Below are 24,664 nucleotides of genomic sequence, written 5' to 3' on the forward strand. Positions count from 1 at the left end.
GCTGCTGAAAGCTTCCCTCTCTATATTCAGCAGCCTCAGCGGACGGATAACCGGGACCACCCGGAGACACGCCTGATGAGCGAGCTTTTTTACAACGCTGTGCCGAACGCGACCCGCGTCGCCCCGCCACTGCCCGAGCCTCGGCAATACCCCAGCGAGAAACCGTCACGGGTCTACCTGTTCGGAACTTGCGTGGTGGATTTGTTCTACCCGGAAGCAGGGATAGATGCGATCCACTTACTGGAACGCGAAGGCATTCGTGTCGACTACCCGCAAGGGCAGAGCTGCTGCGGGCAACCGGCCTACACCTCGGGTTACACCGAACAGGCAAGGACCGTGGCGCGCTCGCAACTGGCGCTGTTTGCCGGAGATTACCCGGTAGTGGTGCCATCGGGGTCTTGTGCGGGGATGTTGCGTGAACACTATGCCGACTTGTTCAAGGATGAGCCGCAAACGCTGAAACAGGTTCAAGCCCTCGCGGCACGCACCTACGAACTGAGCGAGTTCCTGCTGTTTGTCTGCAAGGTGCAACTCAAGGACAGTGGCGAACCGGTGAAAGTGGCGCTGCACACGTCGTGCTCGGCACGCCGTGAAATGAACACCCACCTGCACGGCCGTGAGTTGTTGGCGCAACTGAGCAATGTGGAGCGAGTAGATCACAGCCATGAAAGTGAATGCTGTGGCTTTGGTGGGACTTTCAGCGTCCGTATGCCAGATATTTCCGGCGCGATGGTGGCTGACAAGACCCGGTCGTTGAAGGAATCCGGTGCGCACAAGGTACTCAGTGCCGACTGCGGTTGCCTGATGAACATCAACGGCTCACTGGAAAAACAGCAGGAAGCATTGCGCGGTCAGCATCTGGCCAGTTTCCTTTGGCAGCGTACCGGAGGTGCCCGATGAGCACCTCCACGATTATTCCTACGGTTGCCGTCGAAGAAGATTTTCGCGCCAGGGCTCACAAGGCGTTGGCTGACACGCAACTGCGAAACAACTTTCGCAGCGCGATGGATTCACTGATGAGCAAACGGGCAGCGTCCTTCAGCGATGCCCATGAAAGAGAACATTTGCGAGTGCTGGGCAATGCTGTCCGCGCCCGTGCGTTATCCAAGTTGCCCGACCTGCTCGAGCAACTTGAACAGAACCTGACCCGCAACGGTGTGACAGTGCACTGGGCGGAAACGGTGGACGAAGCTAATGGCATCGTCCTCTCGATCATCCGCGCTCACGAGGGGCGGCAAGTGATCAAGGGCAAATCGATGGTCAGCGAAGAGATGGAAATGAATCACTTCCTCGCTGAACAGGGCATTGAATGCCTGGAATCGGACATGGGCGAGTACATCGTCCAGCTCGACCACGAGAAGCCTTCACACATTATTATGCCGGCGATCCACAAGAATGCCGGTCAGGTCGCGTCCTTGTTCCACGACAAACTTGGCGTGGAGTACACCAGGGACGTTGACCAACTCATTCAGATCGGTCGCAAGGTCTTGCGACAGAAATTCTTCGAAGCGGACATCGGCGTCTCCGGCGTCAACTTCGCCGTGGCCGAAACCGGCACCTTGCTGCTGGTGGAAAACGAAGGCAACGGGCGCATGTCGACCACCGTGCCGCCTGTGCACATTGCCGTCACGGGCATCGAGAAAGTCGTCGAAAACCTGCGCGATGTTGTACCGCTGTTGTCGCTGCTGACCCGCTCGGCCCTCGGCCAGCCGATCACCACCTACGTCAACATGATCTCCGGCCCGCGCAAGGAGCATGAACTCGACGGCCCGCAGGAAGTGCATCTGGTGCTGCTCGATAACGGTCGCAGCCAGGCATTCGCCGACAGCGAATTGCGCCAGACCCTGAACTGCATCCGCTGCGGCGCCTGTATGAATCATTGCCCGGTCTACACCCGAATCGGCGGCCATGCCTATGGGGAGGTTTACCCTGGGCCTATCGGAAAAATCATCACCCCGCACATGGTCGGTCTGGCGAAAGTCCCCGACCACCCGAGTGCGTCGTCGCTATGCGGCGCCTGCGGTGAAGTCTGCCCGGTAAAAATTCCGATCCCCGCATTGCTGCGTCGCCTACGTGAAGAGAACGTCAAGGCTCCGGACAGCCCCAATCAAGTCATGCGTGGCCAGGGCAGCAAGTACTCGCGCAAGGAACGGTTGATCTGGAACGCCTGGGCGAAACTCAACAGCTCGCCAACGCTCTATCGCCTGTTCGGCTTCTTCGCCACCCGCCTGCGCGCACTCACCCCGAACAACGTCGGCCCATGGACGCAGAACCACAGCGCACCGAAACCCGCCGCTCGCTCACTGCATGACATGGCCCGCGAGCATCTGGCCAAACAGGGAGACCGTTGATGAGCGCCAAACAAAATATCCTCGCCAAATTGCGCAACAGTCTGACGGGCACCACACCTGTGGCTGACAACTTCGATGTCGAATTGGTGACAGCGCCCTACACCTACACAGCCGAGCAACGCATCCCGCAACTGCGTAAGTTGATGGAAGCGGTGCACACGGAAATTCATCTGACGTCCAGAGATGACTGGCCCGAATTACTGGCGCAACTGCTGCGGGATCGCCAGTTGCCGAGCCTGTTGATCGCGCCGACAACACCCCACGGTCAACGTGTCACTCAGCACTGGGCGAAAAATCCTGGCTTGCCGACGCTCAAAGCCTACGACCGCCCGATCGAGGAATGGAAAGCCGAGTTGTTTAACGACATCCCCGCCAGCCTGACCACCACCCTTGGCGCGATCGCCGCGACAGGCAGCCTGATTCTCTGGCCGACGCGGGAAGAACCGCGCCTGATGAGCCTGGTGCCGCCAGTGCATTTCGCCCTGCTCAAGGCCAGCGAAATCCGCGACAACTTCTATCAGGTGCAGCAGGAGTTCGAATGGGCTCAGGGCATGCCGACCAACGCCTTATTGGTGTCCGGCCCGTCGAAGACTGCCGACATCGAGCAAGTCCTGGCTTACGGCGCCCACGGTCCGAAAGACCTGGTGGTGCTGATCCTGGAGGACCAATGAGTCTACCGGCGGCTTTCCTGCGCGATGCGCAGCAACTGATTCCTGAAGTACGACGTTTCGACGACCCGCTATCGACCCTGGCCTTCGGCACCGACGCCAGTTTCTACCGGCTGATTCCGAAACTGGTGATTCGCGTCGAATCCGAAGATGAAGTGGTCGCGCTGCTCAAACTGGCGCAACGGGATCAAGTCCCGGTGACCTTCCGCGCCGCCGGCACCAGCCTGTCTGGCCAGGCCATCAGCGATTCGGTGCTGATCGTGCTGGGAGATAACTGGAACGGTCGCGAGATTCGTGGGCAAGGAACACAGATCCGCCTGCAACCGGGCGTGATCGGCGCCCAGGCCAACGCCTGGCTGGCACCGTTCGGACGCAAGATCGGACCAGACCCGGCATCGATCAACGCCTGCAAAATCGGCGGTATCGTCGCCAACAACGCCAGTGGCATGTGCTGCGGCACGGCGCAGAACACCTATCACACACTCGCCGGCATTCGCCTGGTGCTGGCTGATGGCAGCCGTCTCGATACCGAAGACGCCGCCAGTATGGCGGCCTTCCGTGAGAGTCACGCCGAACTGCTGGAACAACTGGCGACTTTGGGTCGCGAGACCCGCGCAAACGCTGAACTGGCTGCGAAAATCCGCCACAAATACCGTCTGAAAAATACCACTGGCCTGTCACTCAATGCGCTGGTGGATTTCGACGAGCCTGTGGATATCTTGAGCCACTTGCTGGTGGGTTCCGAAGGCACGCTCGGCTTCATCAGCGCAGTAACCTACGACACGGTGATCGACCATCCGAACAAAGCGTCGGCGCTGATCGTGTTCCCGGACGTGGAAACCTGCTGCAACGCGGTCACTGTGTTGAAAACCCAACCGGTGTCGGCCGTGGAATTGCTGGATCGCCGCAGCCTGCGTTCGGTGCAGGACAAACCCGGCATGCCGGCTTTCGTACAGCACCTGTCGACCAATGCCTGCGCCCTGCTGATCGAATCCCGCGCCGCTTCGTCCTCTTTGCTCAAGGAACAACTGTCGCAAATCATGACGTCGCTGACGGGTTTCCCGGTGGAGAAGCAAGTCGACTTCACCGAAGACCCGATGGAAAACGCCCGGCTCTGGGCGATCCGCAAGGACACCTTCCCCGCCGTCGGCGCGGTGCGCAAAACCGGCACCACGGTGATCATCGAAGACGTGACCTTCCCGGTGGAACAACTGGCCATCGGTGTGAACCGCTTGATCGAGCTGTTCGACAAACATCACTACGACGAAGCGATCCTTTTCGGACACGCCCTGGAAGGCAATCTGCACTTCGTCTTCACCCAAGGCTTCAACAGCGCGGAAGAAGTCGCACGCTACCAGGCGTTCATGGATGACGTGGCGCAGTTGGTGGCCGTTGAATTCGGCGGTTCGTTGAAGGCTGAACACGGCACCGGTCGCAACATGGCGCCCTTCGTCGAACTGGAATGGGGCAGCGACGCTTACCAGTTGATGTGGCAGCTCAAACGCCTGCTCGACCCCAGCGGCATTCTCAACCCGGACGTGGTGCTCAGCGACGATCCACAAATCCACCTCAAGCATCTGAAGCCGCTGCCGGCCGCCGATGAGATTGTGGATAAATGCATTGAGTGTGGCTTTTGCGAACCGGTGTGCCCGTCGAAAGGCCTGACGTTGAGCCCACGCCAGCGCATCGTGATCTGGCGAGATATCCAGGCCAAGAAACGCGCAGGCGTCGACACCACCGAACTCGAAGCCGCTTACGAATACCAAGGCATCAACACCTGCGCCGCCACTGGCCTGTGTGCACAACGTTGCCCTGTAGGAATCAACACCGGCGAGCTGGTGAAAAAGCTCCGCAGCCGTCAGGCAACGCATACGAAAACCGCAAACTGGCTTGAAGGAAATTTCGCCACTGCGCTGCAAGGCGCGCGCTTCACCCTGCATGTCGCCAACGGTGCGCGGATGCTGTTGGGGGCGCCACGTTTGGCGAAGCTTTCGGCATCGCTGACGCGGTTATCCAAGGGGCAAATCCCGCAATGGACCAACGCCATGCCGCAGCCGGAAAGAGCCATTCGCTTCAGCCCGAGCGTGTCGGACGAACGCCCTCGGGTGGTGTACCTGGCGGCCTGCGTGTCGCGGGTCATGGGCCCGGCGGCGGGTGATAAAGAGCAAATGTCGCTGTACGAAAAAACCCGCGGCCTGCTGGAAAAGGCCGGTTACCAGGTAGTCTTTCCAGACAATCAAGACAACCTCTGCTGCGGTCAACCATTCGCCTCCAAGGGCTACGCCGAACAGGCCGACCACAAACGCCAGGAACTGATCGGCGCGCTGCTGCACGCCAGTCGTGGCGGCCTCGACCCGATCTATTGCGACACCAGCCCCTGCACTCTGCGGCTGGTTCAGGATCTGGGCGACGTGCGATTGGACCTGTACGACCCCGTGCGCTTCATCCGTACTCACTTGATGGACCGTCTCGATTTCACCCCTCAGGAAGCGCCAATCGCGGTGCACGTCACGTGCAGCACTCAGCATCTCGGTGAGAGCCAGGCGTTGATCGATCTGGCGCGCAAGTGCAGTAAAAATGTGGTCATCCCTGAAGGCATCCACTGCTGCGGTTTTGCCGGCGACAAGGGCTTCACCACCCCGGAACTGAATGCCCATTCGTTGCGCACGCTCAAGGACGCGGTACAGCAATGCAGCGAAGGGATTTCCACCAGCCGCACCTGTGAGATTGGTCTGACGCAACACGGCGGAATTGATTATCACGGGCTGGTCTATCTGGTGGATCGGGTGACCCAGGCCAGAGCGGTCTGACACCGAGGCACCAAAAGAAGGGGCAATAACGCCTAACGCACAATCCCTGTGGGAGCGGGCTTGTCCGCGAAAGCGGTGTGTCAGGCGACATCAATGTTGAATGTGCCGCCGTCTTCGCGAGCAAGCCCGCTCCCACAGGTTCCGCGTCTTAACTGACTGGTATCAGGCGTTTTTTGGCCCTTTTTCGTACCCGCCTCCTGGAAAAATCTTTCACCCATCGCAAGCGAAAATAGAACCCTTGCACGCCATCACAGTCCATTTGTTAAGCCCCAATCAGCGTGGCCCAATCCCCACCCCCGTTCCAGGAGATACCCATGAAGCGTTCCGCCCTGGCTGGACTGCTCATCGCTGCAACAATGCTGGCCTCCTCCGCATACGCCTCAAACGATAGCGATCAATGCGTAATGAAGCTCCAGGAAGTCAACAGCAAGCTGTCCAGCGCTGCCACGCTGGACGCCGCCACCAAAGGCGTTGTCGTCACCAAAGCCGAACAAGCCAAGGCCGCCCACGCCGCCAACAATGACAAAGAGTGTGTTTCCCTGACGCAGCAGGCGCTTCAGGACATTCAAAGCCACATGAATAGCCATTAGGACCGGACCAGAGCCAATCCGGCGTTGGCCCTGACACGCAGGTAAGGACAGAAGGTCGACTCGTCGCGCGCATTGGCGTACACTGCGCTTACCTGCTGGTTACACACAGCAGGTTCGGGGCCGCTTTGGATTCGACGCCGGTTGCGAAACTTTAGGTGCATGCCGAGTTGGTAACAGAACTCGTAAATCCACTGTTGCAACTTCCTATAGTTGCCAATGACGAAACCTACGGGGAATACGCTCTCGCTGCGTAAGCAGCCTTAGCCCTTCCCTCCTGGTACCTTCGGGTCCAGCAATCATCAGGGGATGTCTGTAAACCCAAAGTGATTGTCATATAGAACAGAATCGCCGTGCAGTACGTTGTGGACGAAGCGGCTAAAACTTACACAACTCGCCCAAAGCACCCTGCCCGTCGGGTCGCTGAGGGTTAACTTAATAGACACGGCTACGCATGTAGTACCGACAGCGGAGTACTGGCGGACGGGGGTTCAATTCCCCCCGGCTCCACCACTTCAACATCTAAAGACGTCCACGGACGTCTTTTTTTGTGCCTGAAATCCAGTAAATACGTGGCTTCTAGGGCTTTCGAGGGCTTTTGAGGATTTCTGAGTTCCAGGCGCTTTGGTATCCCAGGTGGTATCCCGGGCTGCCAAGTGCTACTTTCAGGATACCAAAACGGTGCTGGAGGTAGCCCCCATGCCTACTAACGCAACCCGCCTCTCCGATCGCCAGCTCAAGGCAGTCAAGGCAACTGGTAAAGACTTCGTCCTCAGCGACGGCGACGGCCTGCAGCTTCGAGTACGCGCCAGCGGCTCGATGATGTGGAATTTCAATTACCGCGAGCCGTTGACCAGAAGCCGTCTTAATATGGCGCTCGGTCCATACCCCGACCTCTCGCTAGCCAACGCCCGGAAGAAAGCCGCAGAGGCGCGTGAGTTGCTCGCTTTGGGCACTGATCCCAAAACCCAGCGTGATGAGGTAAGGCAAGCCAAACTTGCTGAGACTGAACACACTTTCGAGAAGGTGGCCACTGCCTGGTTCGAGCTGAAGAAAGACTCCGTAACCAAAGCCTACGCCGAAGACATTTGGAGATCGCTGACGCTCCATGTTTTCCCAAGCATGAAAACAACGCCCCTCTCTCAAATCACTGCTCCGATGGTTATCAAGATCCTTCGCCCAATCGAGGCCAAAGGGAGCCTCGAAACCGTGAAACGATTGAGCCAACGACTCAACGAGATCATGACCTACGGGGTCAACTCCGGGCTGATATTTGCGAACCCTCTCAATGGAATTCGGGCGGTGTTCAAGAAACCCAAGAAAGAGAACATGGCTGCGCTACCACCTGAGGAGCTTCCCGAGCTCATGATGGAAATCGCGAACGCCAGCATCAAGCGCACGACCCGCTGCCTGATCGAATGGCAGTTGCACACGATGACCCGCCCTGCCGAAGCAGCCACCACACGATGGGCAGATATCGACTTCGACAAGCGCATTTGGAGCATTCCGCCAGAGCGCATGAAAAAGCGTCGGCCGCACACAATCCCCCTTACCGATCAGGCACTTTCGTTACTGGAGACGCTCAAGCAACTCAGCGGTAACAGAGAATATGTGTTCCCCTCAGATAGAAACCCCCGCACCCATGCCAATAGCCAGACCGCCAACATGGCGTTGAAGCGCATGGGCTTTCAGGACCGTCTAGTCAGCCACGGCTTGCGCTCGATGGCGAGCACCATCCTGAATGAGCATGGTTGGGATCCGGAGCTGATCGAGGTCGCGCTGGCGCATGTCGACAAGGACGAAGTTCGTAGCGCCTACAACCGGGCGGATTACATCGAACGCCGGCGTCCGATGATGGCCTGGTGGAGTGAGCATATCCAGAAGGCGGCAACGGGCAGCTTGTCGGCATCTGCGATCAATCAAACCAGGGACCGCAACGTCGTGCCGATACGCTGAGGACTCACCGGATGGCGACAACGGCGACAACCCGCGTAATTCGTGGCGTGCAGCGTGGCGACAGAAGTGGCGAATGTCGCCAAGCGCTTAGCCAAACGCTACAACCCCGACGCCAGCGCAAACCGGGCAGTGCTCATGATTGAGTCAGTCGCCATCAGGCTGCCGCACTGCGTTTGATTGAGGCGATCACCGAAATGATCGCGTTGGCATCCGCGTCGCCAAACGCACCGTCTAATCCCTCGTGGTGCAGCGCGGTAAAAGGCGGTTCATATAGTTGACTCGCTTCCATCACGCCCTGCCGGGTTAGACGCTCAATGATCATTTCAACAAAACGAATCTGCTGACTGCTGTAGCGGTTCTCGTCGAGGAATTGACCGAAAGCCTCTTTTGCGGCATTGCGATCCAAGCCTACCAATGATCGGATCGCCATATGTGATGTTTATTTGTGGTGAGCGGGACAGTTGGCTTCGTGCGGGATGGAACGAGCGTGGCGTGGCGGAGGGAGTGGTGACATATGAGTGTGAGTGATTCCCTGCTGGTTTCTCAGGATGAAGGTACCGACAAGATAGCTCTAGCTCTGTCGGGCGGTGGCTCTCGAGCTATGGCATTCCATTTGGGCTGCCTCCGTGCATTGCATGACTTAGGCGTGCTTCAGCGGGTGTCTACCATCACCGCGGTTTCGGGTGGGAGCGTATTGGCGGGCCTATATTGCAGCCACCCTGGAGACTTCGAGGCCTTCGAGGCCAGAACACGTGAGATCCTTCGTGAAGGCTTCGCCAAACCTGCGCTCTGGAGGGCATTAAGTTCTGCTGACGGGGTTAAAGCCGTAGCTTATGCAAGTGCGCTGGTGGTCGAGCGAGCGGTGGCGTTTTTCTGGCGAATTGGTCAGCGGGTACTCCGTAAGTGGAGGGCGGGAGAGCATTGGCCTAATTCAGCGCCATTCCTGCGCAAGGCCAGCCGTACCACCATCATGCGAAATGTCTTCAGCAAAACGCTCAATGGCTGTCTGCTGAAAGACCTCCGAAAGGCGAGGAGAGCAGATTGTCCATGCGCAGTTTAAAGAGCATTGGCAGTCATACATGCCCCCTACGCCAGTCAAGACCAACGTCTAATCTCTTAACGCAGTGATGCGCGCAGGTGAATGACTGCGCGCTGGATATCCAAATAATTTAAGAAAAATGAAGGATATATCGATTGGGCGATTAGTGACTCGCGGAGAGCAAATTGTGCTGGCCCAGTTTGAGCAGCACTGGTCGTCGGGGGTACAGCAGGCACAGCCGCAACCTAACCAAGAAACTGGTAGGCTCTAAACTCCGAGCTTGGCATTGCAGAGAAAGGGATACACTCGCTTATGTTCAAAAACCAATTTTTTGCTTCTGCTGGTCAGGAAGATGGCGAGCCGCGTCGTAAAGGGCGCGTTTACGCTGCCATAGAAGTTCCTGAGCTAGATGACGGTTTGCAGCCGTATGAGGCTGAACCAGTCTACCTTGAGTGTGTCGATACCTCTTGGTTAAACTCTTTTAAGGCGAGCGAGAATGGCCCGAGTTGGAGCAAGTTATTTCAGGCGGCACCGCTATCAGTACTTGAGCTGACTAGCTACAAACTTCCTCTATTTCCTGAGGGTTCTAACCCCGGTGATATTGCGTGGTTCGAATTTGGGTACGAGCCCGCTTCTAGCTCGGAGAGTGATGCGCGGATTTACACCACTCTCCTTTCTGAAGGAGCGACGGTCAAAATATCCTTCCATGAGCCTCGTCCGCTTGGCTGGGCAGAAAGGGGGGGAATAGGGGAAGTCGCACAAGCTCTGGCTAAATATAACTCTTCTAGTAAATCTCAGTATTCTCTGAAAAAGCGTTTAGCGAGGGTATCTACTGCTGGCGGAGTTGCGTTTTATGATGTTGGGCAGGGTTCGTGTCAGGCTGCCATTGATAATGATCTGCACATTCCTCAACTTTACGTAGATTTCGGAGGGGGGGTGCTCACGAACAAAAAGACATTCCCCGATGGTTTTGCTGGTTTCTGCTTCACCTGCGACCCCATGGTCATTCTGTCTCATTGGGATTGGGATCACTGGTCTTCAGCTCAAAGGTGGCCTGAGGCTCTAAATACGCCTTGGCTGACACCGCCAGTGCCCTTGAAGCCAATCCAGCTGGCATTCGCTGCTGAGTTGCATGAACGAGGTTCCTTGCACATTTGGGACGCTGCATGGCCTGGGACTATCACTGCTGGAGCGGTCACTATCGAGCGTTGCACTGGACGGACGTCTAACGATTCTGGGCTGGCAGTCACGCTGCGTCGGCGGCGTAGTAGCCCCAAGAACTGTCTCCTCCCTGGCGATGCCGATTACGCCTGCATTCCTTCTGTTGTGGCTGGGGAGTCGTTCAACGCTCTGTGCATGACTCACCATGGCGGCAGGCTGCACTCCCCGACTTATCCAAAAGCAAAGCGCGGCGCTGCATCCGTACTTTCTGCGGGGCCCCGGAACTCCTATCGTCATCCGCTATTTGACACAGTCGCGACTCACCTAGAACACGGATGGAGCTTGCCAACAGGTACGGCTTGAGAAACCGATCGAACAGAAAGAACAGCACCAGGGCAATCACCAGTTGGGTAATTTCGGACATGTGCGTCTCCAGTCAGGTCTTGATGATCAGTGTCGAGAGGGTGCGTTGCGGGCCGATACCGCCGTTGACCTGCGCCTCGATGCTGACCAGTACGTCGCCAGCATGGTAGGTCGGCAGGATTTCATTGGCATACATGCGCACACCGGCCCCTACAGGAATACCCACGTAAGAGGAGGATGCGGCAGTGGTGGCGGCAGCGAAGGCAGTGGCGGCAAGGTTGGCGATCTTGGTGCGTTGGGCATTGAGGGCGTCGCCCTGTTGCCGGGTCAGCGGCTTGGAGATACCGATCATCATCACGCACGGCAGGCTCTTGGCCTGCATCTTGTCGTACACCTCGACGACCTTGCTGTTGACCTCATAGTGGGCGCTTTTCGCCTCGCCAAAATGCAGCTCGCGCAGGCGTCCGCGTTCGCTGTCGGTGAGGGTGATCTGCGAGACGTTGAAGACGATCCCGTGAGTGCCCATGTATTGGAACGTCCCTTCGAACTTCATCGCTCGCATCCTTTCGAGGCAAAGATGGCGATTCTCTACAAGGAGCGCATTGGATTCAAATCATTTCACCTTGCTGGCAAGGTGTGTCGGCCGGGCACTTACCTTCAGGCACACGGTGAATGAGATGTGATGGGAACTGCCGTAGAGTGATCAGGAGCAGGACATCATTGGATGATCATGCTGGTACTGAATTAATCGTGGTCTGTCCCCGCTTTTTACTGTGGGGATCAACGTTATAAGATCTATGCTGCCCTTCTACCTGCAAGGATGCCGTTATGAGCCTGAAAACACTGGTTGCCGTGTTCACCTTGTCCATCATCTCTGGCTGTGCGCACTACAACGGCCGTAGTACTGGCGAAGGTCAGGACACCAGCAAGGTCGGGCGTATTGCGTGTGATGCGACGCCTGCCAATCAACCTGGGTGTTATGTAAAGCAATCGAAGGAGTGGAACTGGGGCGGGTTGAAATTTGGGTTGGGGACGAAGAAGTAGGATGAAACCCAATCCATCACCTGCCTGACAGACTCATACGCAACGTCCTAGGAAACTTCCCTCAAAACGCATCGACTTCCATGAACTAGCGGGCGCTGCTCATCGAGGATAGCCTTCAGGTGTCGCTGCAAATCAGCGATTGGGCTTTGACAGGCCGAAAAGTGTAACCTTTCACTCCTCCTCATCAGGCAGCATGCTAACGCGCATGCAGTCTCGTTTATGGCGGCTGTGCGTGGGGCATCTTCGGGTGCACCGGGTTCCTACACTACCGGTCTGTCAACCCGCGTACAGCTGCCACCCAATTCTGTTTGACAGCAGAAGGGTGGCTGCCTCCATAACTAGTGTAGGAGTATCAACATGAAGAAAATCACACCAAATCCTCCAGAAACCGATACCCCCTCAGAAGCCGAAACCCTCGACCTGACTCAACTCTCCAAAGCCACCCAACGCGCCGTCAGCGCCCGCTTGCGCAATCCGAAACAGCCCGATCCTGTGAGCCATGTTTTCACCATCCTCCCCGACGTCGACACACCCTCCCTGCTCGCTCACGCCAGCGAAACCCTGGCCTCCATGAATGTCATGACCACCGATCTGGCCGACCAGCTCGAAGGCTCGCATCGCAACGTGGCATTGGCGATTCAGCAACTGGCCGTGCTGGCCGAGATGTTGATCAACCGAGCGCTGGACAACCTCGATTCGCCTATGCCGGCGGTCACGCCCGTCTGCCACTGAGTGATTACACTCGTTGATCGAATGGAGGTTTTGTCATGGATCGATACATGCCGGTCACCGGCATCGACTGCACCATTGCGTCGCTGCTGATCGACACCGAAGCACCGCTGGACGTGTTGCATGAAACGGCGGCCTACCGCATCCGCACGGCGACTCAATTGCTGGAGAGTTTCGCAGTGGACGAAGGCGTTCACAGCGAGCTGGCGCGGGTGTTGGTGACTTCGCTGCGCGATGGCTGCGATTTGCTGGATGTGGTTGGGCGAAGGTTACAGATGCAGGTTTCGGCGCTGTAACGAACCCAGCATAGAAATCGTTGCCGCTACCCCAATACAAAAAGGCACCTGACGAGCCTATCGCAGGTGCCTTTTTGTCGATTTGAGCGGGTATTCCTCAGGCCCCCCGCCACTGTTTCAGCGCACCTGTTGCGATTCAGTGCGCTATCTGTACGTGACGGGTATCGTGTTTCTCAACCATGCCTTTTGCTACGGAACCGATGATGACCAAAAGCATTTTATACGCCTTGGGGGCTGCTGCTCTCTTTGGTGCCAGCACACCGTTTGCCAAGGTCCTGGGGCTGAACGTCTCACCCATCTTGCTCGCCGGCTTGCTTTACCTGGGAAGCGGCTTAGGTCTCACCGTCACCAGGTTAATACGTGATCGCGGTTGGCAGTCTGCCGGCTTAACGGCATCGGAATGGCCATGGCTCATTGGCGCTATCGCGTTCGGCGGAGTGCTGGGCCCGGTGTCTCTAATGTTCGGCCTTACCCTCACCTCAGGAACCACTGCTTCGCTGTTACTTAACCTTGAGGCGGTGTTAACCGCTCTGCTTGCCTGGATGGTTTTCAAGGAGAACGCCGACCGGCGGATCGTCGTTGGAATGATCGCAATAGTTGCAGGTGGCGTTCTTCTGGGCTGGCCTCAAACTTCCGCGGGGCCCCATGGTTGGGTTGGCCCGATCGCAGTAGCAATTGCATGTTTTTGTTGGGCCATCGATAACAACCTTACCCGGAAGGTTTCCGCATCGGATGCATTGTTCATCGCCGGCATCAAGGGATTGGTCGCCGGGCTTGTCAATTGTGCTTTAGGGGTTGCTCTTGGAATGCAACTCCCTGAGTTGTCTCTGCTAGGGCCAACGCTGCTCGTGGGCTTTTTAGGATACGGCGTTAGCCTGGTGCTATTCGTTTTGGCTTTGCGGGGGCTTGGAACAGCACGCACAGGTGCGTACTTCTCTACTGCACCGTTCTTGGGGGCCGCTATTTCAATCCTGTTTCTAGGCGAAGCAGTGACGTGGGTGTTTTGGGTTGCTGCAGGCCTGATGGGGGTTGGCGTCTGGATACACCTTACCGAGAGCCATTCTCACGAACACCAACACGAACCACAAACACATGACCATCCGCATGTTCACGATGAGCACCATCAACATGAACATGCCTTTGAGTGGGACGGCACTCAACCTCATAGCCATTTACACGACCACGCGCCCATTCAACACAGCCATCCGCACTTTCCTGATATCCATCACAGGCACCCACACTGAGCGACTGAGACGGAGGAATACCCGGCACGGCGGTTGCTCAGGGCCCAAAGTAGTGAAAAAGGATTTCTCTGACAGATTAGAGCCACGTCTTCCTGGGAAATTTCCCGCAACCCGTAGCGACTTCCATGAACTGGTGAACAACGTTTCCGGCAGATAGTCTTCATTCTTCGCTGTAACCCTGCGGACGGTTTTGACAAGCCGAAATAGCGTAAGGATCCCTAACCCCATGGAACGCCCTTATGAAAAAGATCACCCTGCATTTAGTTGAAAAAACCGGCCACTTCAGAGCCTGAAACCCTCGACCCCACCCAACGTCCCCAAGCCACCGAGCGCACCGTCAGCGCCCGCCGGCGCAACCTGAACAGGAACATCTTCAGCGTCCGCCCCGACGTCGACACGCTCACCTTGCTCTCTCATGCCAGCGAAACCCTGGCGTCCCTCAATGTCATGACTCTGGACTTTGCCAACAAACTCGATGGCCCACAGCGCAATGTGGCGCTGGCGCTTCAGCAGTTGACGATGCTGACCGAGCTTTTGGTTAACCGAACGCGGGATAACCTCGATCCGAACGCGTCGGTGGCCGGGGACAAGCCTCCTGTCTTTCACTGAGTGATCGCGCTCGTTGATTGAGCGACGGCTGCAGACGCAGATTCCGGCGTAGAAAAGCAAAATGGGCGGCCTCATTGAGGTCGCCCATTTTTGCTGATGCCGTCGTTGCTACATCTAGAAACCTCCGGCCGCTTCTCCCTTCGGGGGTACTGACTTTGAGCGAAGTCATTTTCATTTAGAACAGCTCACCAAGTTCTTCAAGGGTCGGCATGGCTGCCGGAATGACAGCAAATTCGCAATCCAGAGCACCTAACACCCGCGCATAAGCACTCATACTCACAGAAAGAGTGCCCTTCTCTACTGCGATGACTTTCTGCCGAGTCAGCCCGGCGAGTTCGGCAAGATTTGCTTGCGTCAGGCCACGATTCATACGCTTTTCGCGTATTTGCTTACCTAAGCGGGAGATCAACAGAGAATAATCCATGTTCATTTACCGTGACATTTATATTTAAATGTACCGTATACATAACATAATTGCGACTCTCACTCAGAGGCCGATTGGCGGTTAAACATTTGCCTTAAATAGCCAAAGACCTTCCATCCACATGAATTTTTCTTCACCCCACCACCTCTCCCCAACCTGTACATTGCCCTCGCTCATTCAAGAAACTACGGTTTGCCCGCGCTCCCGCGGGCTTTTTTTTGTCTGCGGTTTTGTTGGAGGGTCAGTTCAAGTAGCCGGCGCTAGGGAAACCTTCGGCAGTTGCTACAGGCATTTCAAGCGATACAAGTACGTGTCCTGCTCCCCATGCTGCTGCGAATACCGCGCCTGATAAAGCTTCCTGATCAAACCAAAACCGGCCGCTTCAGCCAGCCGTTGGCTCGCCACGTTGGCCACGTCTGTGGTTAGGTAAAAGGTGAAACCGGGCAGGCTTTTGATCAATTCTTCGAGCGCGGTGCGCATATAGCCTTTGCCCGAATACTCGGTATTGGCCCAGTAACCGACGACATAGCGGTTACGGCGCCGGGGCTTCAAGCCAATGCAGCCGATGATCGTGTGCGCTACATCGTCGACGATAAACAGCCGCCGCTCACCTGTTTCGCTTTTGAATTCATCGACTGCCCGCGCGAGGAATGATCGGGCCTCGTCCTCAGTGGTGTGGGGTTTGGCCCAGGGCAGAAATTCAGAATGGGCGGTAAAACTGACGTTCAGCGCATGCTGCAACGCTTTACACCATTCGGGGTCGGGGGCGCTCAATCTCAATGTGTGAGTGCCCACCGTCAGCGAAAGCTCCATTGCATCTTCCTTGAATTCAAACTCCGTAACGTCAAACAGTAACAGCGCCAGGAAGGACACTGCTACTCAGGCGTTCAACGGCCCCCGGCCTAAATCTCCGCGTTGGCGGGTGAACCTGTAATTGGCTCAACGACAGCTGACGCCGCCTGCTGTCGCACCGGCATCTCCAGCCGTGCCCGCCCATAGAACGCCAGCGCCGTCAGCAAACACGTCAGCCACACGAAGATCCCGGACCAGAAGGTGTGGGACATGTAGTGCCAGCCTTGCAGAACCCGCGTCGTGCCGTAGACGAAACCGAGCAGCAGCGAGCCGTACATCACCGCTTTGGAATACCGCCAGCGGTAGCGGCGGGCCACGAAGTACAGCGCGAGCATTGTGAAGCCGCCTGATGCATGCCCGCCCGGCCAGCAGCGACCGTCGCCTGCTTCTTTCAGCAGGTCAAAATTCTGGTACCACTCCTTGTGCTCGATTTTCCCGGCGTACTGAGTGGTTTCAACCGGGCAATACACACTGGTGTGGCTCTTGAGGTAGTGGATAACGCCGGTGCTTATGGAAAACGCGAATACCACGTAGATGAAGTCCCTACGGTGTTTACTGGCAAACCGAAGCACCGGCGCGACTTTGATTTTTTCCAGGAACGCGATGATCTTCGAATGTTTTTCAGCCTTCAGTCGTGGCCAGAGAAACGACAGCAAGGCGCCGATGATCGCGACTTCACCGGTCCAGTTCGGGATGATCCGCGCCCATTTATGGGTGATCTGCTCGAACAGACGGACATGCTCCAACGGAAACACCTGAGCGACCGGATCATAAAAAAGATCGCTGAAGGCGATGTCGATTTTAGTCATGTCAAACATCAGGAACACCGCGACCGCGCAGGCCAGCGGAATACCAAAGTTCACCCAGTAAAAGCGGTAACGGGAAGAAGTCAGCATCGTACGTCCTGATCCAGAGGGATGATGGTGAAGCTCATTCGGTGGTCACCGAGCGCCAGTCGGAGGCTTCGATGAAACCTAGCATACGGGGTATCTGAGGCGTTTCAGCGGAGATAAACAGAGAGGCGCCATAGCCGAGGGTAGAGGTCGGTAATTTGAGGTCTTTTTCCAGTTGCGCCATGCATTCGCTATGGGTCACCAGAATCAGGTTGCGCCCGGCCACTTTGTGCGCCAAGGCATCGCGCAACATGCTGCCCCTGCAACTGATCAGCCAGTCTTCGCCGACGCCCACTTTGTTGAACATGTAACCGGCGGTTTGCGCCGTACGCATCATCGGGCTGTTGTAGATATCGGCTTTACCCAGGCCCAGATGCTCGAACTGCGCGCCGACACTCACCGCCACGCTGCGGGAGCGCTCGGTGATGCCGTCGTTGCCGCTCAGGCAGGCTGCCGTGGAGTGATCGCAGCGCTCGACGTGACGCACCAGCACGATCATGTCGCCCTTGGCCCAACCTGTCGCCAACGCCCGGGCACCCGCGACATTACCATGGGCCAGGTCCGGGACGGCAGCAGGTCGCAACAACCATACCGTCAGCGGAATCACCAGCAGCGCCGAGACCACGATGACTGCAGCGTTTCGATAACGGGCCAAGCGGCTCAGATTGATCGAGCGTTTTATCCCGAACAGACTCAGTCTCAATTCCACGTCTAGCCGCCTCGCCGGCATGCATCTCAATGATACAAAGGCGCGAGAGTAGAGAGCCTCGCGTCGGCAGCCGGTGAAACTCATGTGAAAAAAAGCTTAAGACCCGCCAAAAAACCTTGTTACAAACTCGTCCCACAAAATCCTTTCAGCTCTCGTGATTGCGGCCGATACAGACCTGCTACCCCCTTGCTGGCTCTTAAAACAACAATCTTCCAGCCAACCGACGATCAAGAAGCACAACGTTCCTGGAGGAATATTGATGAATAGCTGGTTCGGTAATATCAGCGTGAACCTGAAACTGGGCCTGGGATTCGGCCTGGTCCTGGCACTGACTTGCATCCTCGCCCTGACCGGCTGGACGAGCCTGGGCGGGTTGATTGACCGCAGCAACTGGATGAGCGACATCACTCAGCTCAACGCCGGCCTGACCAAGCTGCGCGTGGTTCGCCTGCAATACATGCTGACCAACGGCGATGAAACCGCCGCACAGAATGTGCAAACCACCCTGGACAGTTTTGTTGCTCAGCAAACAGCTCTGCTGGGCAGCTTCAAAAACCCTGAAAACGTCAAAATGCTCAAAGAGCAGGCCGCGACCATCGCTGCCTATCAGACGTCGCTGAACAAAATGCGCAGCGCCTATCGCACCGGTAACAGTGCCCGCGACGCCATGGGCGCCAACGCCGAAACCGCCAGCAAGCTGATCGACGCGATCAATATCCGCGTGCAGCAAATGCCCTTGAGCGATCAGCGTTTCGAACAGTTCCTGGCCATCACCGCCGCCAAGGAAGCGTTCATTCTTGCCCGCTATGAAGTGCGCGGCTATACCGCCAACACCAACGCCGAGACCGAGCAGAAAGCCGTCGGCCAACTGGACGCGGCCATCGCCAGCCTGAAACCACTCAACGTGCATTTCGCCGAGACCCAGCAAGACGGCCTGCGTCAGCTGGAAACCGCGCTGAGCAACTACCGCAGCGCCTTGCAAGCCTATAAAGCCGCCAACAACGATGCGGTGCAGGCGCGCAAGGAAATGACCGACCAGGGCGCCGCCATCGTGACCCTGAGCGATCAGCTGTATCAATTCCAGCTCGACCGCCGTGACGCCGAAAGTGCCCAGGCCCGCACATTGCAGCTGATCAGCACCTTGCTGGCCTTGCTGGTGGGCATCATTGCCGCCGTGATCATCACCCGCCAGATCACCGGCCCGTTGCGCGATACCCTGGCCGTGGTCGAGCGCATCGCCGGTGGCGACCTGTCCCAGGACATCCAAGTGACTCGCCGCGACGAACTTGGCGTGTTGCAGCAAGGCATCGCGCGCATGGGTGTGACCCTGCGCGACTTGATCAGCGGCATCCGTGATGGCGTCACTCAAATCGCCAGCGCCGCCGAAGAACTGTCGGCCGTGACCGAACAAACCAGCGCTGGCGTGAACAGCCAGAAAGTGGAAACCGATCAAGTGGCCACCGCCATGCATGAAATGACGGCCACCGTGCAGGAAGTCGCGCGCAACGCCGAAGAAGCCTCCCAGGCCGCAGCCGCCGCTGACGGCGAAGCTCGCGAAGGCGATAAAGTGGTCAACGAAGCCATCGCCCAGATCGAGCGCCTGGCCAGCGAAGTGGTGCGTTCCACCGAAGCCATGAGCGTACTGCAGCGCGAAAGCGACAAGATCGGTAGCGTCATGGACGTGATCAAGGCCGTGGCCGAGCAGACAAACTTGCTGGCGCTCAACGCTGCTATCGAAGCAGCCCGTGCCGGTGAAGCCGGTCGTGGTTTTGCCGTGGTGGCCGACGAAGTGCGGGGCCTGGCCCAGCGCACGCAGAAGTCCACCGAGGAGATCGAAGGCCTGGTGGCCGGCCTGCAGAACGGCACTCAACAAGTGTCGGTGGTGATGAACAACAGCCGCGCCCTGACTGACAGCAGCGTAGCACTGACCCGCAAGGCTGGCGTGTCACTGGAAAACATCACTCGCACGGTGTCCAACATCCAGTCGATGAACCAGCAAATCGCTGCCGCCGCCGAGCAACAAAGCACCGTGGCCGAAGAGATCAGCCGCAGCATCATCAACGTACGCGACGTGTCCGAACAGACCGCCGCCGCCAGCGACGAAACCGCTGCGTCCAGTGTGGAACTGGCGCGGTTGGGTAATCAGTTGCAGATGATGGTCAGCCACTTCCGGGTTTGACACTTACTACGTGGTGAATGAAGGATCCATTCGCGGGCAAGCCTCGCTCCAGGTTTTACGTGTGCAGCAAGATGTGGACACGACACCCTGCAGGAGCGAGGCTTGCCCGCGAAGACTATCTACCGATCACCAGAGTCGTTCATGTTTCCCATGGATTAATCACTTCAATCCCGGGAAACTCGAAGTCCCGAACATTGCGAGTGGCAATCAATGCTCCATGGGTTCGGCAGATTGCCGCTATTTGCGCATCAGCCATTGACGCCGCTCGACCATTTGCTTCACAGCCAGCGACCAGCGTCGCGTACTCAACGGCGGCATAGGCATCAAAAGGCAAAATCCTTCCGGCAAAGTCCTCTTCGAACATGGCCATCGCGTGAGCTTCAAGCTTCTGTTTGCGCTTGCCGAATGGGAGCCGGGCGATGCCATGGAGAATTTCCGCCACAGTGACAGCACTAATTGCCAACTCCATTGCTGGCTGCGCATCAACCCAGGCAAGTACCTGAGTGTCAGGCTCAACTCGCATGAACTCTGAAAGAACATTGGTATCGAGCACTATCATTCGGAGAAATCCACCGCTGTCGCTTTCTCGTGACGCGAAGGAAGATCGAGCTCAACCCCACCGCTGGCTTTGAACCTGTTGCGGATTCGGCTACCGAGCCCTCCCGCGCGATCAACGGTAGCCAGGGCTCGACCAAGAATCAGGCGAGCCTCTTCTTCCATCGAATGCCCATTGTGAGCTGCGGCGATACGCAGTTGTTCCTTGATCTGATCGTCCAGGTTTCGAATCGTGATGCTGGCCATGATGCCTCCTGCAATCAATGAAATCATTGATTGAGGCTAACATACCTTGCGCCATCAAAACCTGCAGAGCTGCCGAACGGCCTCAGACACTAATCGCATTGGTAAACACCAACCGATTCCCGAACGGGTCGGTCACGGTCATGTCCTGGCTGCCCCAGGGCATGGCCTGGATCTGTGGGCGCGAGAAAGAGTATTCCTTGGCCAGCAATTGCTGCTGGAACGCCTCCAGTTCATCGGTCTCGATGCGCAGGGCTGATCCAGGCGTCGCATCGCCGTGATGCTCGGACAAGTGCAATACGCAGTCGCCACGGGAGATTTGCAGGTACAGCGGAAGGTCGGGTTCGAAGCGATGCTGCCAATCGACCTTGAACTCCAGGAAATCGACGTAGAACTCCAATGCCTTGGTTTCGTCGAAAATCCGCAGGACCGGGGTGGTTTTGCCGAAACTCATAGGGTAGCTCCCTGACTGAATAGGCCCAGTGTAGACGGGCTGGATGTCAGCGCTTCGGCTTGGCGATGGGTTTCTTTAATCTCACAATGCCATCACTGTGACGCAGAGCGCGGGAATGATCACTCATCGATTTCAGTCGTGATGCTCGCTGGCGCGTTTGAGCAGTTTCTTGCAGCGTTCGGACAGATGCAGAACGCGTAGCTGCTTGCCAGCCTTGGTGTAGCGCTCACGCAATGTCCTCAGCGCAGCGATGGCCGAGTAGTCGACGAAGCTCAGGTGGCGACAATCAAGCGTCACCAGGGGCGGGTCATTGGCGGGATCGAACTGGTTGAGGAATGGCGTGGTAGAGGCGAAAAACAACGTGCCATGCAGGAGGTAGAGCTTGCTGCCGTCGGCTTCAACGTGACTGTCGGCATACAGCTCGCGAGCCTGTTGCCAGGCAAAGTTGAGCGCCGCAATGATGATCCCGCACAACACGGCGATGGCCAGATCGGTGAACACCGTAATCACCGTGACCGCGATGATCACCAAGACATCGTTCAGCGGCACCTTGTTCAGCACCCGCAACGAAGCCCAGGCGAACGTCTGCTGCGACACTACGAACATCACCCCGACCAATGCGGCCAGCGGGATACGCTCGATCAGCGGCGAAAGGAACAGCACAAACAGCAGGATCATCCCCCCGGCCACCGCACCGGACAGCCGACCGCGACCGCCGGAGCTGAGGTTGATCACGGTTTGCCCGATCATGGCGCAGCCGCCCATGCCGCCGAACATACCAGAGACCACGTTGGCAGCGCCCAATGCCACGCACTCGCGGTCCGGGTAGCCGCGGCTCTCGGTGATCTCATCGGTCAGGTTCAGGGTCAGCAGGGTTTCCAGCAGGCCGACCAATGCCATCAATATCGCGTAAGGAGCGATGATGCGCAGGGTTTCCAGGTTCCACGGTAGGTCTGGTAGCGCGAAGCTCGGCAAGCCACCGGCAATGTGCGCCATGTCACCCAATGTGCGGGTCGGCAGGCCGAGCAGGTAAACCGCCAGCCCGACACCCAGAATCGCCACCAGCGCCGGCGGCACGGCACGCGTCAGGCGCGGCATCAGATAAACGATGGCCATCGTCAGCGCCACCAGCCCGACCATCATGTACAGCGGCGCACCACTCAACCAGCCTTCACCGCTCTTGAAGTGCTCCAACTGGGCCAGGGCAATGACAATCGCCAGGCCGTTGACGAAACCGAGCATTACCGGGTGCGGCACCATGCGCACCAACTTGCCCAGCCTCAATAGACCAAACGCCAGCATGATCAGCCCACCCAGTAGCACCGTCGCCAGCAAGTACTGCACACCGTGCTGCACCACCAGCGCGACGATCACCACCGCCATCGAGCCGGCGGCACCGGACACCATCCCCGGCCGTCCGCCGAAGAGCGCCGTCAGGGTGCAGATGATGAAAGCGCCGTAAAGCCCCATCAATGGATTGAGGTGAGCCACCAGCGCGAAGGCGATGCATTCGGGCAGCAGGGCAAAAGAGGTGGTGAGTCCGGCCAGGACATCGGCGCGCAGACGTTTGGGTTTCATGGCTTACCTAAAATGCAGGCGGGAAAAGAGGGAGCGGATGTTACGGAATTGAAGACGGGCCGGCCAGTGAATGGGCGCCGCAAACGCAATCGCGAGCAGGCTCGCGATGAACGATGACGCGGTCTACGAATCAGCCCTTGAAATCCGCAATCGCATAAGCCGCCAATTTGCCCTGGATGAAGTCCAGGAAGCACTGTATACGCAGGGCAAGTTGCGAGTTGCGGTAGTACACCGCGTTGATGGGTTGGCGATATCCGCTGTTGAACTCCGCCAGCAGCACCTGCAAGCGACCGGCGCGGATGTCGTCGATGGTCATGAAGTGCGACAGGCAGGCGATGCCTTGGCCGGCCAGCGCCAGGTGCCTGACCGTCTCCCCACTCGACGCACTGATTGAGGCCTGGATCGGCCAGCGGTCACCGTGGACATAGCGCAGCGGCCATTGGTTGAGGCCTTCATTGTGGGTAAAGCCCAGCAGCGTGTGCTCGGTCAAATCCGCGACAGCGCTCGGTGTGCCGTGTTGTTCCAGATAAGCCGGGCTGGCGACGATGTGCAGCGGGCTGCAACCCAGCGAGCGGGCGTGCAGGGTCGAGTCGGCCAGCGTACCGATGCGGATGGCGATGTCAGTACTTTGTTCGAGCAGGTCGATGATCAGGTCATTACTGTTGAGTTCGAGCTGAATGTCCGGGTAGAGACGGCGGAACTCATCGATGTGCGGCACGATGGCGTGCAGCATGAATGGCGATGCGGCATTGATTCGCAGACGCCCGGAGGGGGTTTGCTGGCGTGAGGACAGGCGCTCTTCGAGCTCGTCCATTTGATCGAGAATCAGCTTGGCGTGCTCGAAGAAGTACTTGCCCTCCTCGGTCAGGTCCATGCGTCGCGTGGTGCGGTTGATCAGCGTGGTGTCGAGCTTGGCCTCCAGCCGCGACAGTGTGCGGCTGACTGCCGACGGCGTTTGCCCGACCTGTTCGGCCGCCGCCGAAATCGACCCGTGCTCAATCACGCAGACGAAAATCTGCAACTCATCGGATCTGGCTTTCACGTGCGTCCCTTATCGATAGTCCTGCGCGGTTCTGCTGCGGAGCGGGGCTTGCCTGTGGCGAGGGGGCTTGCCCCCGTTGGTGCGCGAAGCGGCCCCCAAACCTGCCAACGCGGTGGTTCAGATAGTCCGCAGTTACTTATTTTACGACGGCTTCGCCGCCGAACGGGGGCAAGCCCCCTCGCCACGGGGCTCCCTCACCACGGATTCAGTGCCCGCTTCAGCTATCGATAGTAGCCGAGCGTTATGCCTTAAGGCCAAACACCTCGGTCAAATGCTGCTCATAGCGCGCCACATCGGCTTCGATATTCGGGCGTTTCATCACGTCGACGCACAGGAAGGTCGGCAAACCGGTCATGCCGAGGAAGGTGTTGGCCTTGTGGAACGGGAAGTACACCGCGTCCACGCCTTTGGCTTCGAAGAAGTCGGTCGGGTCGTCGAAGGCCTGCTGCGGTGCGTTCCAGGTCAGCGACAGCATGTATTTTTTACCGTGCAACAGACCGCCGCTGCCGTACTTCTGCGACGCGTCGGAGCGTGTGCGGCCATCGCTGGCGTAGAGGCTGCCGTGGCCTTCGGTGAAGACCTCATCGACATATTTCTTGACGGTCCAGGGCGCGCCCATCCACCAACCTGGCATCTGATAAATGATCACATCGGCCCAGAGGAATTTGGCGACTTCCTCGGCGACATCATACCCCTCGTCGATGAACGTGGCTTTCACGTCCACGCCACCGCGATCCAGCACGCTCAGCGCCGCTTCGTGCAGCGTCGTGTTGTAGCGACCATCGGAGTGGGCGAATTTTTTGCCGCCATTGAGCAACAGGACTTTTTTCATGGGAGAAATCTCGCAAGGTTGAAATTCGATGGCGGCAGAGTAGCGA

26 protein-coding genes, 1 other RNA gene and 1 pseudogene are annotated in these 24,664 nt (G+C 57.7%); 16 read left to right on the forward strand and 12 right to left on the reverse strand.

The features are described 5' to 3' along the window. Positions 1-75 precede the first annotated feature (75 nt). The 7 genes from ACZ9BB_RS20340 to ACZ9BB_RS20370 all read left to right on the forward strand — a co-directional run bounded on the left by ACZ9BB_RS20340 (position 76) and on the right by ACZ9BB_RS20370 (position 8,372). Entirely contained in the window at positions 76-900 is an 825-nt protein-coding gene (locus tag ACZ9BB_RS20340; protein ID WP_476215688.1) for a (Fe-S)-binding protein, read from the forward strand. Continuing rightward, positions 897-2,351, forward strand: coding sequence for a LutB/LldF family L-lactate oxidation iron-sulfur protein (locus ACZ9BB_RS20345; protein ID WP_476215690.1), 1,455 nt, complete (start codon positions 897-899; stop codon positions 2,349-2,351). Before ACZ9BB_RS20340 ends, ACZ9BB_RS20345 begins: the two co-directional genes overlap by 4 nt. Beyond that, a complete protein-coding gene (locus ACZ9BB_RS20350) occupies positions 2,351-3,022 on the forward strand; it encodes a LutC/YkgG family protein (protein ID WP_476215692.1) in 672 nt (223 codons plus the stop codon). Before ACZ9BB_RS20345 ends, ACZ9BB_RS20350 begins: the two co-directional genes overlap by 1 nt. Further along, positions 3,019-5,829 carry an FAD-binding and (Fe-S)-binding domain-containing protein gene (locus ACZ9BB_RS20355; RefSeq protein WP_476215694.1) on the forward strand — a complete coding sequence of 937 codons (2,811 nt, stop codon included), beginning with the start codon at positions 3,019-3,021 and terminating at the stop codon, positions 5,827-5,829. Before ACZ9BB_RS20350 ends, ACZ9BB_RS20355 begins: the two co-directional genes overlap by 4 nt. 314 nt (positions 5,830-6,143) lie before the next feature. Beyond that, positions 6,144-6,419, forward strand: a complete 276-nt coding sequence (locus ACZ9BB_RS20360) for a hypothetical protein (RefSeq protein WP_476215696.1) — start codon at positions 6,144-6,146, stop codon at positions 6,417-6,419. A gap of 116 nt (positions 6,420-6,535) precedes the next feature. After that, positions 6,536-6,929, forward strand: a transfer-messenger RNA (tmRNA) gene (ssrA, locus tag ACZ9BB_RS20365). Between the two features lie 186 nt (positions 6,930-7,115). Then, positions 7,116-8,372 (forward strand): integrase domain-containing protein, encoded by a 1,257-nt coding sequence (locus ACZ9BB_RS20370; protein ID WP_476215698.1) that lies wholly within the window; start codon positions 7,116-7,118, stop codon positions 8,370-8,372. 154 nt (positions 8,373-8,526) lie between these two features. Here ACZ9BB_RS20370 and ACZ9BB_RS20375 read toward each other — a convergent pair whose 3' ends face one another. Then, a complete protein-coding gene (locus ACZ9BB_RS20375; protein ID WP_476215700.1) occupies positions 8,527-8,802 on the reverse strand; it encodes a type I restriction-modification enzyme R subunit C-terminal domain-containing protein in 276 nt (91 codons plus the stop codon). Positions 8,803-8,886: 84 nt separating this feature from the next. Here ACZ9BB_RS20375 and ACZ9BB_RS20380 point away from each other — a divergent pair, with 84 nt between their 5' ends. Both ACZ9BB_RS20380 and ACZ9BB_RS20385 read left to right on the forward strand, forming a co-directional pair. Next, the gene (locus ACZ9BB_RS20380) at positions 8,887-9,432 is read left to right on the forward strand and encodes a patatin-like phospholipase family protein (protein WP_476215702.1); all 546 of its coding nucleotides are present in this window, start codon (positions 8,887-8,889) and stop codon (positions 9,430-9,432) included. A 291-nt stretch (positions 9,433-9,723) separates the two neighbouring features. Then, the gene (locus ACZ9BB_RS20385; protein WP_476215704.1) at positions 9,724-10,935 is read left to right on the forward strand and encodes a ComEC/Rec2 family competence protein; all 1,212 of its coding nucleotides are present in this window, start codon (positions 9,724-9,726) and stop codon (positions 10,933-10,935) included. A 73-nt stretch (positions 10,936-11,008) separates the two neighbouring features. Here ACZ9BB_RS20385 and ACZ9BB_RS20390 read toward each other — a convergent pair whose 3' ends face one another. Further along, on the reverse strand, positions 11,009-11,488 hold the full coding sequence (locus ACZ9BB_RS20390; RefSeq protein ID WP_476215706.1) for a hypothetical protein: 480 nt from the start codon (positions 11,486-11,488) through the stop codon (positions 11,009-11,011). Between the two features lie 275 nt (positions 11,489-11,763). Here ACZ9BB_RS20390 and ACZ9BB_RS20395 point away from each other — a divergent pair, with 275 nt between their 5' ends. The 5 genes from ACZ9BB_RS20395 (at position 11,764) to ACZ9BB_RS20415 (ending at position 14,857) form a co-directional block, all read left to right on the forward strand. Beyond that, complete coding sequence (locus tag ACZ9BB_RS20395) at positions 11,764-11,979, forward strand: hypothetical protein (RefSeq protein ID WP_476215708.1); 216 nt, start codon at positions 11,764-11,766, stop codon at positions 11,977-11,979. A 357-nt stretch (positions 11,980-12,336) separates the two neighbouring features. Beyond that, the gene (locus ACZ9BB_RS20400; RefSeq protein WP_476215710.1) at positions 12,337-12,711 is read left to right on the forward strand and encodes a DUF6124 family protein; all 375 of its coding nucleotides are present in this window, start codon (positions 12,337-12,339) and stop codon (positions 12,709-12,711) included. A 35-nt stretch (positions 12,712-12,746) separates the two neighbouring features. Then, positions 12,747-13,004 carry a hypothetical protein gene (locus tag ACZ9BB_RS20405; protein ID WP_476215711.1) on the forward strand — a complete coding sequence of 86 codons (258 nt, stop codon included), beginning with the start codon at positions 12,747-12,749 and terminating at the stop codon, positions 13,002-13,004. A 203-nt stretch (positions 13,005-13,207) separates the two neighbouring features. After that, the gene (locus tag ACZ9BB_RS20410; RefSeq protein ID WP_476215713.1) at positions 13,208-14,248 is read left to right on the forward strand and encodes a DMT family transporter; all 1,041 of its coding nucleotides are present in this window, start codon (positions 13,208-13,210) and stop codon (positions 14,246-14,248) included. 264 nt (positions 14,249-14,512) lie between these two features. Beyond that, complete coding sequence (locus ACZ9BB_RS20415) at positions 14,513-14,857, forward strand: DUF6124 family protein (RefSeq protein ID WP_476215715.1); 345 nt, start codon at positions 14,513-14,515, stop codon at positions 14,855-14,857. 175 nt (positions 14,858-15,032) lie between these two features. On the opposite strand, the gene ACZ9BB_RS20420 is transcribed toward ACZ9BB_RS20415, so the two are convergent. From ACZ9BB_RS20420 to pmrG, 4 genes are all read right to left on the reverse strand, one after another. Then, complete coding sequence (locus ACZ9BB_RS20420) at positions 15,033-15,281, reverse strand: helix-turn-helix transcriptional regulator (protein ID WP_032830757.1); 249 nt, start codon at positions 15,279-15,281, stop codon at positions 15,033-15,035. A gap of 282 nt (positions 15,282-15,563) precedes the next feature. Next, positions 15,564-16,094, reverse strand: a complete 531-nt coding sequence (locus tag ACZ9BB_RS20425) for a GNAT family N-acetyltransferase (protein WP_476218364.1) — start codon at positions 16,092-16,094, stop codon at positions 15,564-15,566. An 89-nt stretch (positions 16,095-16,183) separates the two neighbouring features. Further along, entirely contained in the window at positions 16,184-17,029 is an 846-nt protein-coding gene (locus tag ACZ9BB_RS20430) for a phosphatase PAP2 family protein (RefSeq protein ID WP_476215717.1), read from the reverse strand. Between the two features lie 34 nt (positions 17,030-17,063). Beyond that, entirely contained in the window at positions 17,064-17,735 is a 672-nt protein-coding gene (gene pmrG / locus ACZ9BB_RS20435; protein WP_476215719.1) for a lipopolysaccharide core heptose(II)-phosphate phosphatase PmrG, read from the reverse strand. Between the two features lie 394 nt (positions 17,736-18,129). On the opposite strand from pmrG, the pseudogene ACZ9BB_RS20440 reads away from it, so the two are divergent. Together ACZ9BB_RS20440 and ACZ9BB_RS20445 are read left to right on the forward strand one after the other, a co-directional pair. Next, positions 18,130-19,008: pseudogene (locus ACZ9BB_RS20440) on the forward strand (methyl-accepting chemotaxis protein); the annotation flags it as partial. Positions 19,009-19,209: 201 nt separating this feature from the next. Next, complete coding sequence (locus ACZ9BB_RS20445; RefSeq protein WP_476218366.1) at positions 19,210-19,914, forward strand: methyl-accepting chemotaxis protein; 705 nt, start codon at positions 19,210-19,212, stop codon at positions 19,912-19,914. Between the two features lie 139 nt (positions 19,915-20,053). Here the strand turns inward: ACZ9BB_RS20445 and ACZ9BB_RS20450 are convergent, their stop codons facing one another. The 6 genes from ACZ9BB_RS20450 to mdaB form a co-directional block, all read right to left on the reverse strand. Further along, complete coding sequence (locus ACZ9BB_RS20450) at positions 20,054-20,473, reverse strand: PIN domain-containing protein (RefSeq protein ID WP_476215721.1); 420 nt, start codon at positions 20,471-20,473, stop codon at positions 20,054-20,056. After that, the gene (locus ACZ9BB_RS20455) at positions 20,470-20,715 is read right to left on the reverse strand and encodes a FitA-like ribbon-helix-helix domain-containing protein (protein WP_095055567.1); all 246 of its coding nucleotides are present in this window, start codon (positions 20,713-20,715) and stop codon (positions 20,470-20,472) included. Before ACZ9BB_RS20455 ends, ACZ9BB_RS20450 begins: the two co-directional genes overlap by 4 nt. Before the next feature lie 82 nt (positions 20,716-20,797). After that, positions 20,798-21,166, reverse strand: a complete 369-nt coding sequence (locus ACZ9BB_RS20460; protein ID WP_476215723.1) for a glyoxalase superfamily protein — start codon at positions 21,164-21,166, stop codon at positions 20,798-20,800. A 132-nt stretch (positions 21,167-21,298) separates the two neighbouring features. Further along, positions 21,299-22,744 carry a SulP family inorganic anion transporter gene (locus ACZ9BB_RS20465; protein WP_476215725.1) on the reverse strand — a complete coding sequence of 482 codons (1,446 nt, stop codon included), beginning with the start codon at positions 22,742-22,744 and terminating at the stop codon, positions 21,299-21,301. 130 nt (positions 22,745-22,874) lie between these two features. Then, positions 22,875-23,786, reverse strand: a complete 912-nt coding sequence (locus tag ACZ9BB_RS20470) for a LysR substrate-binding domain-containing protein (protein WP_476215726.1) — start codon at positions 23,784-23,786, stop codon at positions 22,875-22,877. A gap of 241 nt (positions 23,787-24,027) precedes the next feature. Further along, the gene (gene mdaB, locus ACZ9BB_RS20475) at positions 24,028-24,618 is read right to left on the reverse strand and encodes an NADPH:quinone oxidoreductase MdaB (RefSeq protein WP_401175197.1); all 591 of its coding nucleotides are present in this window, start codon (positions 24,616-24,618) and stop codon (positions 24,028-24,030) included. Positions 24,619-24,664: the final 46 nt, after the last annotated feature.

It is taken from the genome of Pseudomonas sp. TE3552, assembly GCF_056278945.1.